The sequence below is a fragment of the Pseudarthrobacter sp. NKDBFgelt genome (assembly GCF_046097905.1).
Classification (GTDB): Bacteria; Actinomycetota; Actinomycetes; order Actinomycetales; family Micrococcaceae; genus Arthrobacter; species Arthrobacter polychromogenes.
Genome location: NZ_JBJURL010000039.1, coordinates 1 through 15,262, shown reverse-complemented (window position 1 = coordinate 15,262; position 15,262 = coordinate 1). Strand labels below are relative to the sequence as shown.

Annotated in this window: 15 protein-coding genes and 1 pseudogene; 2 read left to right on the top strand and 14 right to left on the bottom strand. The window is 65.6% G+C overall.

Annotated elements, in window-relative coordinates:
- Positions 1-143 precede the first annotated feature (143 nt).
- On the top strand, positions 144-1,415 hold the full coding sequence (locus ACKAE7_RS11925; protein ID WP_408979290.1) for a PrsW family intramembrane metalloprotease: 1,272 nt from the start codon (positions 144-146) through the stop codon (positions 1,413-1,415).
- Positions 1,416-1,515: 100 nt separating this feature from the next.
- Here the strand turns inward: ACKAE7_RS11925 and nusB are convergent, their stop codons facing one another.
- The 14 genes from nusB to ACKAE7_RS11855 all read right to left on the bottom strand — a co-directional run bounded on the left by nusB (position 1,516) and on the right by ACKAE7_RS11855 (position 14,983).
- Positions 1,516-1,926 carry a transcription antitermination factor NusB gene (nusB, locus tag ACKAE7_RS11920; RefSeq protein ID WP_408979278.1) on the bottom strand — a complete coding sequence of 137 codons (411 nt, stop codon included), beginning with the start codon at positions 1,924-1,926 and terminating at the stop codon, positions 1,516-1,518.
- Positions 1,926-2,489 (bottom strand): elongation factor P, encoded by a 564-nt coding sequence (gene efp / locus ACKAE7_RS11915; RefSeq protein WP_066276200.1) that lies wholly within the window; start codon positions 2,487-2,489, stop codon positions 1,926-1,928. The genes nusB and efp overlap by 1 nt, the downstream gene beginning before the upstream one ends.
- Before the next feature lie 190 nt (positions 2,490-2,679).
- Positions 2,680-3,198, bottom strand: a complete 519-nt coding sequence (locus tag ACKAE7_RS11910) for a tetratricopeptide repeat protein (protein ID WP_188808840.1) — start codon at positions 3,196-3,198, stop codon at positions 2,680-2,682.
- Positions 3,198-4,289, bottom strand: a complete 1,092-nt coding sequence (gene aroB, locus ACKAE7_RS11905; protein WP_104185929.1) for a 3-dehydroquinate synthase — start codon at positions 4,287-4,289, stop codon at positions 3,198-3,200. The genes ACKAE7_RS11910 and aroB overlap by 1 nt, the downstream gene beginning before the upstream one ends.
- Entirely contained in the window at positions 4,286-4,852 is a 567-nt protein-coding gene (locus tag ACKAE7_RS11900; RefSeq protein WP_408979277.1) for a shikimate kinase, read from the bottom strand. The genes aroB and ACKAE7_RS11900 overlap by 4 nt, the downstream gene beginning before the upstream one ends.
- Positions 4,853-6,052 (bottom strand): chorismate synthase, encoded by a 1,200-nt coding sequence (gene aroC / locus ACKAE7_RS11895; RefSeq protein WP_191034446.1) that lies wholly within the window; start codon positions 6,050-6,052, stop codon positions 4,853-4,855. It abuts the gene before it with no gap.
- A 26-nt stretch (positions 6,053-6,078) separates the two neighbouring features.
- Positions 6,079-6,939, bottom strand: coding sequence for a shikimate dehydrogenase (locus tag ACKAE7_RS11890; protein ID WP_188808837.1), 861 nt, complete (start codon positions 6,937-6,939; stop codon positions 6,079-6,081).
- On the bottom strand, positions 6,936-8,558 hold the full coding sequence (gene mltG / locus ACKAE7_RS11885; protein WP_188808836.1) for an endolytic transglycosylase MltG: 1,623 nt from the start codon (positions 8,556-8,558) through the stop codon (positions 6,936-6,938). Before mltG ends, ACKAE7_RS11890 begins: the two co-directional genes overlap by 4 nt.
- On the bottom strand, positions 8,555-9,151 hold the full coding sequence (gene ruvX, locus ACKAE7_RS11880; RefSeq protein WP_188808835.1) for a Holliday junction resolvase RuvX: 597 nt from the start codon (positions 9,149-9,151) through the stop codon (positions 8,555-8,557). Before ruvX ends, mltG begins: the two co-directional genes overlap by 4 nt.
- Before the next feature lie 7 nt (positions 9,152-9,158).
- A complete protein-coding gene (gene alaS, locus ACKAE7_RS11875; protein ID WP_190612460.1) occupies positions 9,159-11,837 on the bottom strand; it encodes an alanine--tRNA ligase in 2,679 nt (892 codons plus the stop codon).
- A 149-nt stretch (positions 11,838-11,986) separates the two neighbouring features.
- On the bottom strand, positions 11,987-12,229 hold the full coding sequence (locus tag ACKAE7_RS11870) for a hypothetical protein (RefSeq protein ID WP_229666262.1): 243 nt from the start codon (positions 12,227-12,229) through the stop codon (positions 11,987-11,989).
- 16 nt (positions 12,230-12,245) lie between these two features.
- Positions 12,246-12,620 carry a DUF948 domain-containing protein gene (locus ACKAE7_RS11865; protein ID WP_191034444.1) on the bottom strand — a complete coding sequence of 125 codons (375 nt, stop codon included), beginning with the start codon at positions 12,618-12,620 and terminating at the stop codon, positions 12,246-12,248.
- 146 nt (positions 12,621-12,766) lie between these two features.
- On the bottom strand, positions 12,767-13,393 hold the full coding sequence (rpsD, locus tag ACKAE7_RS11860) for a 30S ribosomal protein S4 (RefSeq protein WP_104185938.1): 627 nt from the start codon (positions 13,391-13,393) through the stop codon (positions 12,767-12,769).
- A gap of 171 nt (positions 13,394-13,564) precedes the next feature.
- Entirely contained in the window at positions 13,565-14,983 is a 1,419-nt protein-coding gene (locus ACKAE7_RS11855; protein WP_191034443.1) for an AAA family ATPase, read from the bottom strand.
- Between the two features lie 70 nt (positions 14,984-15,053).
- On the opposite strand from ACKAE7_RS11855, the pseudogene ACKAE7_RS11850 reads away from it, so the two are divergent.
- Positions 15,054-15,262, top strand: a pseudogene (locus tag ACKAE7_RS11850) (hypothetical protein); the annotation flags it as partial.

The window sequence follows — 15,262 nt, the reverse complement described above, 5'->3', positions numbered from 1 at the left end:
AAAAGGATTATGTGCGTCTCAAAATTACCACACGGGTTTCCCGCAGCCTGTGCCGGGAGGGCGCGGTACTGATCACACTGCAGCGGCCCGGCGCCGCTGTCCTTGGAGGCGCAGCGGCCCGCACCTAGGCTGTCGTTATGCCGATGAATCCGCCACACCCTTCCTCCGGGCCGCCCGACGATCCCAGGCTGCGGGGAACTGCGCCGCTTCCGGGCGAAGCGAACCCCAGCTGGATGGGGCATGTGGAGCCGGGGAACTACCGCCCCGCGCCGGGACACGTGGGCAGGCCCGTGGACACGCTAGTGCCGCCGCAGGTCCAGGGAGCCGTGATGAAGGCCGGCCGGTCCCGCAGCGGCCTGGTGGGGTTGACGGTCGGCGGGAGCACCCTTGCCTTCCTCAGCTTGTTCCTGGTGGTCCCGTTCCTGCTGTCCAACACCGGGCCGGCCGGGTTCCTGGTGGGATTCCTCGCGTCCCTGGTTCCGCTCTCGGTGGTTCTCCTGGCCGTGCACATCATTGACAAGTGGGAACCTGAACCGAAGCGGCTCCTCTTTTTCGCGTTTACCTGGGGCGCTGCGGTATCCATTGCAGTAACCCTGCTGATCCAGCCGTTCTTTGTCCTGGCGTTCCAGTTTTCCGACGGAGCCGACCTCCAGGCCTACATGGCCACGGTGCAGGCGCCCATCGTGGAGGAGTTCGCAAAATCCCTGGGGCTGCTGATACTCCTCCTGATGGCGAGGAAGCACTTTGACGGACCGGTGGATGGCGTGGTGTTTGCGTTCACCATCGCAGGGGGTTTCGCTTTCACGGAGAACATCCTGTACTTCGGCCGGGCCGTTGCGGAGTCCGCGGATCCTGCCGGCGACTTTGCCCAGGTCTTCTTCCTCCGCGGCGTCATGTCGCCTTTTGCGCACGCCATCTTCACAGGCACCACGGGCCTGGTGATGGGGTTCGCGGCCCGGCGCTGGCATGCGGGTGCCTCGGTGGCAGCCTTCTTCGTGGGGCTGCTGCCGGCCATGTTCCTGCACAATCGCTGGAACAGCATGGGGCAGGGCTTCCTGGCGGAATACCTCATGGTCCAGGTGCCCATCTTTTTCCTCGCCATTGGCGGCATCATCCTGTTGCGGGTGGCGGAGAAACGCCTGACCCGGCAGCGCCTGCTGGAGTACTCAGCCGCCGGCTGGTTCACGCCGGCCGAGGTGGAGCTGATGGCCACCCTGGGCGGCCGGCGCACTGCCCTGAACTGGGCTGGGAGCTATGGCAGGAAACGGCAGATGAGGGAATTCCTGAAAGCCGCCACCCGGCTGGCCAACACTCGCCAGCGCATACTGAGCGGCCGCGACGTGCAGCTGCAACAGGCTGAGGAGCGGCAGCAGCTGCAGCGCATCCTGGCCCTGCGGGCCGCCGTCGCACACTGAACAGGCCGAAGGTCCCGCCATGCGGGCCTTAACGGGGGAAGGACCGGCCTCCACATCCGTGGCGGCCGGTCCTCCTGGTGTTGCCGTGTGTTGGTGATGCTCAGGCGAGCAGCGACGGCTTCAGCTGCTGCAGGCGGCCCAACAGCCCGTTGATGAACTGCGGCGATTCGTCAGTGGACAGGGTCTTCGCCAGCGCCACAGCTTCGCTGACCGCGACGCCGTCCGGGACGTCGTCGTTGTACAGGAGCTCCCACGTGCCGATGCGCAGGATAATGCGGTCCACGGAAGGCATCCGCTCCAGGCTCCAGCCCTGGGAGTACGTTTCCAGGAACTCGTCGATCGCCGCCTGGTGGGAAACAACGCCCTCAACGATTTCGATGGTGTACGGGTTTACCACCTGGTCAGCCTTTTCGCGCCGCGAACGGATCACGTCAAAAGCCGAAACCGAGCGCTGCTCGGCTTCGAAAAGAACATCCAGTGCCCTGTTACGGGCTTTACCGCGGGCGCTCACTACTCGGTAACCCGGCCCAGGTAGCTGCCATCGCGGGTGTCCACCTTGACCTTGGTGTTGTTCTCGATGAACAGCGGGACCTGGATCTCGTAGCCCGTTTCCAGGGTTGCGGGCTTGGTGCCGGCGGAGGAGCGGTCGCCCTGCAGGCCCGGCTCGGTGTAGGTGATTTCCAGGACAACGCTCGGGGGCAGTTCGATGTAGAGCGGATTGCCCTCGTGGATGGCGATGTTGACCATCTGGTTTTCCAGCATGAAGTTGGTGGCGTCGCCCACGGTGGCGCCGGAGACCGTGATCTGGTCGTAGTCGGAGGTGTCCATGAACACGAAGTCCGCACCGTCCTGGTACAGGTACTGGTAGTCGCGGCGGTCCACGGTGGCGGTCTCGATCTTGAGCCCGGCGTTGAACGTCTTGTCCACGACCTTTCCGGACATCACGTTGCGCATCTTGGTGCGGACGAAAGCACCGCCCTTGCCAGGCTTGACGTGCTGGAATTCGATGATGTTCCAGAGCTGGCCCTCAAGCTTCAGGACCGTTCCGTTCTTGATGTCGTTAGTGGTTGCCACTGTTTCCTCTGGTTTCTCTGTCTGGTCGCGTTGTCAGACGTTGTATGCCGGGCAGACAGGCCAAACGGACTGCCAGCGCGTGTTTGTCAAAAATCGGGGAGTTAAAAATTCAAGAACCATTCTACCGGTAAATTCCGGGCACCTTTCGGCCCAGCCCCCAAGCCGCCCTCCAACCGGGCTGCAGGCAGCGTCAGCAGGCGAGCTCCAGCACGTCCCGCGCACGCTGCAGCGCCACTGTGGATGAGTAGATCTGCGCCGCATCGGCGGACTGTGCTACCCGAAGGTCCAGGGCCCGCGCAAAGGATTCAACGGCCGCGGACGTCTGCCCGGCGCTGTACTGGGTCTTGCCCAGGAACTGCCACACAAGGGCCTCCCGCGGCGTTCCCTGCACCTCTGCAAGGAGCTGGCGGAACAGCTCGACGGCCCGGTCCAGCCGGTTGGAGACACGGAGGACTTCAGCCTCGAAGGCACGCAGGCGGAAGGATTCCGGATCCTTGAAACGGGCTTCTGCGAGCAGTTCGGCGGCCTCGGACGCGTGTCCTTCCACCAGGAGCACGAAGATGTGGTCAGCGGGATCCGTGGACACTGCCAGCGCCTCGCGGCAGGAGTCCTGGTTCACGATTTCCGGCAGCAGCGATTCGGGGTTGATCCGGATCCCCGGGAAACCCGCATCCGGCCAGTCAGCTGTTCCTCCCATGTCGCCCTGCATCAGGATGCAATTTCCTGGTAGGCCGCAAACAGCAGCGAGGTGTCCGGGACATCGAGGATCCCGGGTTTGGCCACGCCGTCCAGGACGACGAACCGCAGCAGGTCCCCGCGGGACTTCTTGTCCCGGCGCATCCCGTCCAGCAGCCCCTGCCAGCGGTCACGCCGGTACGTGACCGGCAGCCCCAGGCTCTCAAGGATGCTCCGGTGCCGGTCGGCGTCGGCATCGCTGAGGCGCCCCACGCTGCGGGCAAGTTCGGCGGCGAACATCATGCCCACCGAAACGGCCGCACCGTGCCGCCAGGAGTACCGCTCAACCAGTTCGATGGCGTGGCCCAGGGTGTGCCCGTAGTTCAGTATTTCCCGCAGCCCGGATTCCTTCAGGTCCTCCGAAACCACCTTGGCCTTGACGGCGATGGCACGTTCAATCAGTTCCCGGAGGACGTCGGACTGGGGATCCGCCACTGCCGCAGGGTCCTTTTCCACGAGGTCAAGGATGGCGGGATCAGCGATGAAGCCGCACTTGATGACTTCCGCCATGCCGGAAATCATCTCGTTCCGCGGCAGCGTCTCCAGGGTGTCCAAATCGGCCAGTACCGCGGCCGGAGGGTGGAAGGCGCCCACGAGGTTCTTACCCTCGGCGGTGTTGATTCCGGTCTTCCCGCCCACGGACGCGTCCACCATGCCGAGCAGGCTGGTGGGCATGTGGATGACCTTAACGCCCCGCAGCCAGGTGGCGGCGACGAAGCCGGCGAGGTCTGTTACCGCGCCTCCCCCGACGGCCACAATGGCGTCGGAGCGGGTGAAGTCGTTCTGCCCAAGGACCTGCCAGCAGAAGGCGGCCACCTGGATGTGCTTGCCCTCTTCAGCGTCCGGAATTTCCGCGGTCAGGGAGGTGAATCCGGCTGCTGCGAGTTCGTCCCGGACGGTGTCACCGGTCAGCCGCAGCGCACGCGGGTGGATGACGAGCACGCGGCGGACGCGTTCCCCCAGCAATCCGGGGAGGTCACCGAGCAGCCCCCGGCCGACGACGACGTCGTAGTTCTCAGCGGCGGAACCGCCGGTGACACTGATGACTGTTGATTCGGTGCTCACTTTTCAACTTCCTGTTTGGCAGCTGCGTAATCGCGCAGTGCTGCTTCGAGCCGGCCGCCCAGCTCGGAAACCGAGCCGTGGCGCACGTCCAGGGTGATGTCTGCAAGCCGCTCATAGACCGGCTTGCGGGTGGCGAACATGGCCGTCCAGCGGCCCATTGCGTCCCCGGCCAGCAGCGGGCGCCCGGAGTTGCGCGCGATGCGGCCCGCGACCGTTTGAGCGTCGCATTCGAGGTATACAACGGTGCAGCGGCTGATGAGCTGCTGCGTTCCGGAGTCCAGCACCGCACCGCCGCCCAGGGAGATGACGGTGACCGTACCGTCGGCCGCTTCGACGACGGCGGCCACGGTCCGTGCTTCGATCTCACGGAACGCGTTCTCGCCGCGGCCGGCAAAGATGTCCGCAATCGAACCGTGCCCTGCAACGATAACAGCGTCCGTGTCCACGAAGGGAACTCCGAGCTGGAGCGCCAACTGCTGTCCTATGGCCGATTTTCCGACCGCCATCGGCCCTATCAGGACGATGGGACGCCCTGCGGGTCCGGTTTTGCTGCGATGGGGCACTTACTGGCCGATCGAGTCCAGGGACGCCGGAATGTTGTCCAGGTAACCCTTGATGTTGCGTGCGGTTTCGGCCACCGAGTCACCGCCGAACTTCTCGGTGACGGCCTCGGCCAGCACCAGGGCCACCATGGCTTCGGCCACTACGCCGGCAGCGGGAACAGCACACACGTCCGAACGCTGGTGGTGCGCCTTGGCGGGCTCACCGGTGCTGACGTCGATGGTCTTCAAGGCGCGCGGGACGGTGGCGATGGGCTTCATGGCGGCGCGGACACGCAGGACGTCGCCGATGCTCATGCCGCCTTCGATGCCGCCGGCACGGTTGCTGGTCCGGACGATCCGGCCGTCGGCGTCCCTGACGATTTCGTCGTGGGCGGCGGAGCCGCGGCGCGACGCGGTCAGGAAGCCGTCGCCGACTTCCACGCCCTTGATGGCCTGGATCCCCATCAGGGCCGCGGCAAGGCGGGAATCGAGCCGCCGGTCCCAGTGAACGTAGCTGCCCAGTCCCGGCGGCAGCCCGTAGGCAAGGACCTCCACCACGCCGCCCAGGGTTTCGCCTTCCTTGTGTGCCGCATCAACCTCCGCCACCATGGCGTCCGAGGTTTCCCGGTCGAAGCAGCGCAGGGGGTCGGCATCGAGCGCAAGGACGTCGGACGGCACGGGCAGCGGACGCCCTTCGGGAACCGTGACGCTGGCGATGCTGACAGTGTGGCTGACCAACTCGATGCCGAGGTGCTTGAGGAATTGCGCAGCCACGGTGCCCATGGCCACCCGTGTTGCTGTTTCGCGTGCGCTGGCACGCTCCAGGACGGGCCGGGCCTCGTCAAAGCCGTACTTCTGCATACCCGTGAAGTCCGCGTGGCCGGGACGGGGGCGGGTCAGCGGCGCGTTCCGTGCCTGGTCAGCAAGAAGTTCCGGATCCACGGGGTCGGCAGACATGATCTGTTCCCACTTGGGCCATTCGGTGTTTCCCACCTGGATGGCCACGGGCCCGCCCTGCGTCAGGCCGTGGCGGACGCCACCGAGGATGGTCACAGCGTCCTGCTCGAACTTCATGCGTGCTCCGCGGCCGTAGCCCAACCGGCGGCGCGCCAAGGAGTCTGCGATGTGCCCGCTGGTGATTTCCACACCGGCGGGGACGCCTTCAATAATTCCCATCAGAGCCGGACCATGGGATTCACCGGCAGTCAACCAACGCAACATATTTTCCATCCTGCCACGGGGGGCGGTTACAAAGCCCGTCGGGGAAGGCCGACTGAGGCGCACATCACATCTATGACGGCCGCATTGACGTCATCGTCGCGGCGGGTAAAAAGGCGTACCTGTTCCACTGCCTGGTACAGCAGCATCTCCAGGCCGGGCACTACGGTTCCGCCTCCGGCCTGCCATACCGAGGCCAGCAAACTGGGCCACGGATCGTAGGCAACGTCCAGCAGGACTCCGGGCAGGCTGGTCTTCAGGGAAGCCAGTTCAGCGGCCAGTCCGTCCGCCGCACGCGGCGGGAGGGTGGAAATGACGACGTCGGCCGCTGCCGTGGGACGGGCCGCCTCCGCCAGGGTGCGGATCTCCAAGGAAACGTCCAGGCTGTCCGCAGCGGCGAGGACATCGGCGGTCCGGGACGTATCCCGGACAAAGACCTTGGCCTGGCTGGCCCCGAGTTCCTTGAGCGCCGCGACGGCCGAGGCTGCAGTTCCCCCTCCCCCAAGGATCACAGCGGCCGGGGCCGCGCCGGCACCCGCGTGCTGCAGTGCATTGACGATGCCGGCCACATCGGTGTTGGAGCCAACGACGCGCCGCGTGCCGCCGTCCTCCTCAAACGTGACGGTGTTGACCACGCCCAGGGTCCTGGCCACCCCGCGGACTTCATCCACCTGCCCGAGCATGGCCGTCTTCAAGGGCATTGTGACCGAGAGGCCGCGCCAGCCCGGCTGGTCGCGGATCTGCCCCATCAGGGATGGCAGCAGTTGCTCCGTGACGTCGATTGCCGTGTAGCTGATCCCGATCCCAAGCTGGCCGTAGGCAGCCAGATGCAGTGCCGGGGACTTTGAGTGGCTTATCGGATGGCCCAGGACGGCAGCCCGAAGGCTCACGTGCAACGTCCCACGTTGGCCGTGCACCAGGCATTGTACTGCTCCACGTAGCGGTTGTGCTCATCAAGTGTCTTGGAGAACTTGGTCTCCTTGGTGTCCAGGTTGATGGTCACCCAGTAGAGGTAGTCGTTGGTCTTGGGCCTGGCGGCAGCGTCGATCGCAGTCTTTCCCGGGGAGCCGATGGGTCCTGGCGGCAGGCCGGGATTCGCATAGGTGTTGTACGGGTTGGACTTGTCCTGGCGCTGTTCATCAGTGAAGTTGTAGCTCTTGGTCCCCAGGCCATAGGTCACGGCGGAGTCCACCTGCAGGAAGCCCCCGGTCTGGTCATTGGGCTTGAGCCGGTTGTAGATGGCACCGGCCACGTCCCCGTACTCCGCCTGGCCGCCCTCGGCCTGGACGATGCTGGCGACAATCACGGCCTCGTACTGCTTGGCTGGGTCCGTGATGCCCTGCGACACAAGTTCGTCCGTTGTGATCTTAACCAGGGACTGGAGGATGTCCTTTGCCGGAGTGCCAAGGGGGAAGCGGTGCTCCCCCGGCGCCAGGTATCCCTCGAGGTTCTTGGCGTTGGCCGGAAGACCGAACTGGGCCGGCTCGTTGCTGAGGGCCTGCAGGTCCTGGAAGGAAATCCCGGACCCCTGCGAGATCGCCTGGAGGGACTCGCCAATGCGCAGACCGGCGCTGAGCGCGAAGTAGATGACTTTTTCCTGGTCCTTGCCAAGGAGGACGTTCACGGCGTCCGAGTTCTTCATTTCCGACTTGAACGTGAAGTCACCCGGCGCGAGTATTCCGCCGGATGCGTTGAAGCTCTGCAGGAATGTATCGGCATTGGCCACCACCCCTTCGTTTTCCAGCTTCGAGGCGACAGACCGGGTGCCCTCACCGTTTTCGACGGTAACCATCACTTCTCCGGAACCAGGGCCGGGGAAATCGCTGGGCTTGTCGCTGCCAAGCAACGGCTTGAGGAACTGCGCTCCGACGGCGACAGCCGTGACGAAGACGGCAAGGGTCAGGAACAGCGCCAGGAGACGCCGGCGCCGGCGCACCTTCTTCGACGGCTTGGCCACTACGGTTGCTGCGGCCGAGGCCGGAAGGAGTTCATGGTGGTGCGCACCGTCGTCGTGCCCCTCTTCGTAGTGGCTTCCGTCGTCGTGCCCGTCCCCATAGTGCGTTCCGTCATAGTGCCCATCATGCTGGTGCACGCCGGCCGCGTAGCCGTTCCCGTCTGCGTAGCCGGGTTCCTCGTAGTGGGGTTCGTCGCTGTAATGCACGCCCGCCGCGTGGTGGTGCCCTGCAAGGGCCGGCTCGTGGTGATCGTCCTGGATGGACGGCGGGGTGGCGGGAGCAGCCGGAATCACGGGATCTTCCACCCGGTCCTGCGGTGCCGGTTCTTCACGCAATGGTTCATCCTGACGCCGGGGGTCTGCTTCTGCGGCCGCGGGGGGTTCCGCGGGCAGCGGTGGAATATCGTGGCCGGTCTCGTATGCCTGCTCCGGAACGGCATCGTGGCCTCCGGAGTTGAGGGTCTTTTCCCGTTCGCGGAGTTCCTTGCGGGTCAGCGGCCTTCCTGCCCCCGCGTCCAGAGGGCTGGAAGAGTCGTCAATGTTGGCAGGGCTCACTGGTGCCTTCCATTATCTGAAGATCGGTCCGTATCGCCGGGTGTGGCGGGCATCGTTTCCGGCGCGCTGCCTCCCATGTCCACGGAAGGGGGTGGCGCCGTCACGCGTGAGCCGACGTCCGCTCCCCTGGCTTTCTGCATGTCGATGGCGTGCTGAAGGATACCTGCCGCCGCGACCTGATCAACTACTTTACGGTGGTTCCTGCTGCTCATGCCAGCTTCGTGCAGGCTCCGGTGGGCGCTGACACTGCTTAGCCGTTCATCCACGAGGTTCACCGGCACCGCCAGGTCCCGGGCTGCGAGCTCGCCAACCAGCAGGTGGGCGTAGTCCGTGGCCATCATGGCAGAGGCCCGTTCCTCACCCTTCATGGTTCGTGGCAGGCCCACAAAAACCTGGACGGCACCGAGTTCCTGGACCAGTTTGGCAATGACCCGGACGTCTGAGTTCTTTTTCGCGTTGCGGTCCAGCGTCTTGTACGGGGTGGCCAGGATGGATTCCCGGTCGCAGATGGCAACCCCCACCCGGACGGTGCCGACGTCCACCCCCAGTTTGATGCCGTGGGGGTAGTCGCCGGCAGCAGCAGGATCGGTCATCGGAGGATTAGCGCCGCGAAATGGCGTCGACGACGGCGGAGAGGGCCTGGCCCACCTGGCCGGCGTCGGTTCCGCCGCCCTGTGCGACGTCGTCCTTTCCGCCGCCGCCGCCGCCAAGGATCCCTGCGGCGAGGCGCACCAGGGCTCCTGCCTTGACCCCCGCCTCCCGTGCACCTTCGTTGGTGGCCACCAGGATGACGGGGCGGTCGTTGGCGACGCCGGCTACTGCCACCGCCGCGGGTGCGGAGCCGAGGCGGTTCCGCAGGTCCAGGGCCAGGCCGCGCAGGTCGTCAGCGCCGCTGACCTGTCCTGCGTCGTGGGCGATGACACTGACACCGGAGGCATCCTTGGCACTGCTGACCAGCTGGGCGGCAGCGCCAGCCAGCTGCTCCTTGCGGAGACGGTCCAGTTCCTTTTCTGTCGCCTTGAGCTTTGCCAGCGTGGCGGCGATCCGGTCTGCAAGTTGGCCGGAGGGAACCTTCAGCATGTCGGTGAGCTCGGTGACCAGGGCGCGCTCGGCCGCCAGGTGGCGGAAAGCATCCATGCCCACGAAGGCCTCCACACGGCGGTTTCCCGACCCGACGGACTGCTCGCCCAGCAGGGAAAGGCTGCCGATCAGGGACGTGTTGGAAACATGGGTGCCGCCGCAAAGCTCGCGCGACCAGGCGCCGTCGATCTCGACAACCCGGACTTCGCTGCCGTAGTTCTCGCCAAAGAGTGCCATGGCGCCCAGTGCCTTGGCCTCGGCCAGGCCCATGACCTTGGTTTCCACCCGGAAGTTGTTCCGGATGGCCAGGTTGGAGACTTCCTCGATCTCGGACCGCGTGGCCGTGCTCAGCCCCTCACCCCAGGCGAAGTCGAAGCGCAGGTAACCGGCCTTGTTGTAGGAGCCGCGCTGGGTGGCTTCCGGGCCAAGGATCTGGTGGAGCGCGGCGTGCACAATGTGCGTGCCGGTGTGGGCTTGTTCGGCGGCGTGCCGGCGTTCACGGTCGACGGCGGCACGGACCAGCGAGTCGGCCCCGATTTCGCCTTCGCGGACGATCGCCTTGTGGACGCTCAGGCCCTTGAGGGGGCGCTGGACGTCGAGCACCTCAACAACAAACCCGTCACCGGTGATCAGGCCAGTATCGGCGGCCTGGCCGCCTGCTTCGGCGTAGAAGGGCGTTTCGGAGAGTACCAGCTCGATTTCATCGCCGGTGGAAGCCTGATGGACCGCACGGCCGCCGGTGAGGATGCCGCGGACGCGGGACTCGCCGTCGAGCTCGGTGTAGCCGGTGAAGACCGTCTCACCCTGGGCCAGGATGTCCTGGAAGGCGCTGAGGTCGGCGTGGCCGCCCTTCTTGCCCTTGGCATCGGCCTGGGCGCGCTGGCGCTGTTCCTGCATGAGGCTGCGGAAGGCGGCCTCATCCACGTTGAGCCCTGCCTCCTCGGCCATTTCCAGGGTCAGGTCGATGGGGAAACCATAGGTGTCGTGCAGTGCGAAGGCGTCGGCCCCGGACAGCGGCTTGTTGGCGGCCTTGGATTCCTTGACGGCGTCCTCGAGGCGTGCGGTTCCGGAGGCGATGGTCCGCAGGAAGGCCTTCTCTTCGGCGTACGCGATGCGGCTGATCCGGGCGAAGTCCGTGTCCACTACGGGGTAGACGCCCTTCATGGCATCGCGTGAGGCGGGAAGGAGTTCGGGCAGGCAGGCCTGTTCAACACCGAGGAGGCGCATGGAACGGACGGCACGGCGGATGAGCCGGCGCAGTACATAGCCGCGACCCTCGTTGGAGGGGGTCACGCCGTCGGAGATCAGCATCAGGGCGGACCGGATGTGGTCGGCGACCACACGCATGCGGACGTCGTCCGTGTGGTGGGGGTCTTCGTCGGTCTCGGCGGATGTGTATTCCTTGCCGGAGAGCTCGGCAGCCTTGTCGATGACGGGGCGGACCTGGTCCGTCTCGTACATGTTCTCGACACCCTGCAGGATCATGGCCAGGCGTTCCATGCCCAGGCCGGTGTCGATGTTGCGCTTGGGCAGTTCGCCGACGACGTCGAAGTCTTCCTTCGAGCGGACGTTCTCGATCTGGTACTGCATGAACACAAGGTTCCAGATTTCGATGTAGCGGGTCTCGTCAGCCAGCGGGCCGCCCTCAACACCGTACTGGGGCCCGCGGTCGTAGTAGATCTCGGAGCAGGGACCTGCCGGGCCGGGCTGGCCGGTATGCCAGTAGTTGTCCGACTTGCCCATCTTCTGGATGCGCTCGGCAGGTACACCGGTGTTCTTGAGCCACAGGTCCTTGGCTTCGTCGTCCTCTTCGTAGACCGTCACCCAGAGCCGCTCGGGCGCCAGGCCGTAGCCGCCGTCGTCAACGCCTTTGGTAAGCAGCTCCCAGGCGAACTTGATGGCGTCTTCCTTGAAGTAGTCGCCGAAGGAGAAGTTGCCGCACATCTGGAAAAAGGTTCCGTGGCGGGCGGTCTTGCCCACTTCCTCGATGTCGCCGGTGCGGATGCACTTCTGCACGCTGACGGCGCGCGAGTAGGGTGCTTCCTCCCGGGCGGTCAGGTAGGGAATGAACGGCACCATGCCGGCAACCGTGAACAGCAGCGAGGGGTCGCTGGAGACCAGCGATGCGGAGGGAACCGCGGTGTGGCCCTTGCTGACAAAAAAGTCCACCCAGCGCTTTGTGATCTCCTGCGACTTCATGAGCTGTGTACGTACCCTTCTTGCTCCGCGCACTGTGCGTCGCGGAGGTTCTTTCGCTTAGCGGTTCCGTTGTGTACGGTGCCCGCCGGTGTGGTTCTAACGTGTGGTGCCTGCCTGGTTCCGACGTGCGGTGCCGGTCAGCAGGGTGGTCAGCGGCGGACCAGGTCTGCCGATTCGACGCCGAGGGCGGAGCGCAGGTCGGTTTCCCGCTCGCGCATTCCGGCGCGGACGGCGTCGGCAAAGTCGTAGACACCGTCGGCAAGGCGGTTCACGGAACGGTTGAGGCCCTCCGGCCCCAGCGTTGACTGCATGCTGGCCTGCACTTCGGTCACCTTGCGGAAAGCGATCACTCCGATCGCCACGCCGATTCCCATCCAGATAAATCGTTTCATTCTCTTCTCCCGGAATCTAGCGGCTGCGGCGGCCGGCGGCGGGCTTCTTGCGCCCGGCCAGCGCGGAACGGACACCGTAGCTGAAGGCTGCCACCTTGATCAGCGGCGACCCCACGGTGGCGGCCACAAGGGAGGACAGGGCGGAAAGGTTTGCGGACGCGTCCGAAACGTTGGACGAGATGCCGTCCACTTTCCTCAACTGCTGGTTGGTGGTGGAGACGGTGGCGGTGACCTCGTCCATAAGCGGCGTGGCGCCGTCGCTCAGGGACCGTATGGAGGTCCGGACCTCGTCCAGGACGCGGCCCAGCTTAAGGATGGGCACGGCGAGCAGCAGTACCAGGACTGCAAACACCCCGGCAGCGATCAGGCCGGCAATATCGCCACCAGACATAGACGTTCATCTCCTCGAAATTCTGTGGTTCGGTTGCATCACGGCGAGTGCGCGTGAAACGCATTCCGCAGATGTCCCCCAAGTACCTTACATACAAAGAAGCCCGCGGCGCTTGCCACGGGCTTCTTTGGATACGCTGCTGGAATTTAGCGTGCGTAGAATTCGACGACCAGCTGCTCTTCGCAGGTCACGGGGACCTCGGAGCGCTTGGGGCGACGGACCAGGCGGGCCTGGAGGGCTTCCAGCTTGACGTCCAGGTAGGCCGGGACGGCAGGCAGGACGTCGCGGTGGGCGCCGGCAGCTGCAACCTGGAGCGGAACCATGGTTTCGCTGCGGGTGTGGACGTGGACCAGCTGGCCCTCACCGACGCGGAACGACGGGCGGTCAACGCGGACGCCGTCAACCATGATGTGGCGGTGCACAACCAGCTGGCGGGCCTGGGCGATGGTGCGGGCGAAGCCGGCACGCAGGACCAGGGCGTCAAGGCGCATCTCGAGCAGCTCGATGAGGTTTTCACCGGTCAGGCCCTTGGTGCGGCGGGCTTCTTCGAAGGCGCGGGTCATCTGTGCTTCGCGGATGCCGTACTGGGCGCGCAGGCGCTGCTTTTCGCGCAGGCGTACGGCGTAGTCGGAGTCCTGCTTCTTGCGGGCACGGCCATGCTCACCGGGGCCGTACGGGCGGCGCTCCATGTACTTGGCGGCCTTGGGGGTCAGAGCGATGCCGAGGGACCGCGAGAGGCGGGCCTGACGGCGAGCACGAGTGTTGTTAGCCACTTGTGTCCTTCCAATATCTGCGGTGTGTCAGTGTTACTGGCCTCCACGATGGAGAGCATCGGCCAACCGCTGCCTTTTGCTACTGGGCACAGGGCATAACCTTCTCAACATGAAATTGGGGAGATTGTGCGTCTGTGCCTTGCCAGACAAACATCTACCTTAGCACGGCGGTCACTTGCCCCGGACAATCCTGCGCAGCCGCTCCAGCCGCGTGGCAATGTCCCGCTCTGCGCCGTTGGCCGTGGGCTGGTAGTAGTCCTTTCCCACCAGGTCATCCGGCGGGTATTGCTGGGCTGCCACGCCGTGCGGGGCGTCGTGGGCGTATTTGTAGCCAAGGCCGTGCCCCAGCTGCTTGGATCCGGGGTAGTGGGCGTCCCTCAGGTGCGCCGGGATGCCGTTCCCCAACCCTGCCCGGACATCGGCGATGGCCTTGTTGATTCCCATGTAGGCGGCGTTGGACTTGGGGGCGGTGGCCAGGTGCACCACGGCTTCGGCCAGGATGATCCGCCCCTCAGGCATTCCGATCAGCTGCACCGCCTGCGCCGCGGCCACGGCCGTCTGCAGGGCCGTGGGATCCGCCATTCCCACGTCTTCGGCTGCTGAGATTACGATCCGCCGGGCGAGGAAGCGCGGGTCCTCTCCCGCCTCCAGCATGCGGGCCAGGTAGTGCAGGGCGGCGTCGACGTCGGAGCCGCGGATGGACTTGATGAAGGCGCTGATGACGTCGTAGTGCTGGTCACCGGCTCGGTCGTACCGGACGGCGGCAACGTCCAGGGCACGCTCGGTGTGTTTAAGTTCGACGGCGACGGGCCCGTCCCCTGCGTCGTCCGCATCCCCGAACGCAACACCGGCGGCGGCCTCCAATGCCGTCAGGGCACGGCGTGCGTCGCCTCCGGAAAGGCGTACGAGGTGGTCGAGTGCTTCCTCGCTGAGGCCCACTTTCCCGTTCAGCCCGCGGGGATCGGCGACGGCGCGCTGGATCAGTCCTTCAATGTCAGCGTCGGTGAGCGGACGGAGCGTCAGCAGCAGCGAGCGGGAGAGCAGCGGTGACACGACGGAGAACGACGGGTTCTCGGTGGTGGCGGCAACCAGTACCACCCAGCGGTTTTCGACTCCAGGCAGCAGGGCGTCCTGCTGGGCCTTGTTGAAGCGGTGGATCTCGTCCAGGAACAGGACTGTGGTGGTCTTGTAGAGGTCGCGGGCCGTCAGGGCCTCGTCCATGACGCGCCGCACGTCCTTGACGCCGGCAGTAATGGCGGAGAGCTCCACGAACTTCCTGCCCCGTCCGCGGGCAATCACGTGGGCGAGGGTCGTTTTACCGGTTCCCGGGGGCCCCCAGAGGATGAGCGAGGTAGGTCCCGCAGGGCCTGTTGTGTCAGCACCGGCTCCGGCGGCCAACTGGCGCAGGGGCGACCCCTGTCCCAGGAGGTGCTGCTGGCCTACTACCTCGTCAAGGGTGCGGGGACGCATCCGGACGGCGAGCGGGCCCCTTGGGGAAGCTTTCGCCCCTGGCCCTGCAGTCCGGCCGGGGGCAACGGAGGCGTCGTCGTCATCATCATTGCCGCGGCCGTGCCCGAAGAGATCTTCCACATAGATAGGCTACTTCCAGTTCACTTCCGGATTTTCCCGGGAGTCCGGCAAGCCAGTAAAGGAACGTCCCATGTCCGCACGCACCACCGGCGGAGCCCGGCCGGCCTCCGTGCGCACGGCATTCATTCCCGGCAGCCGGCTGGCCGGATGGGTGGAAAGGTTTGGCGCGGCGCACGGCGGATACCAACTCAGCGATGACGACGACGGCCTCCGCCTTTTGGCCGCGGACGGCGCCGAAGCCCTCCTGCAGCCTCCCTGGCCGGCCGACGGGCGGCCCGG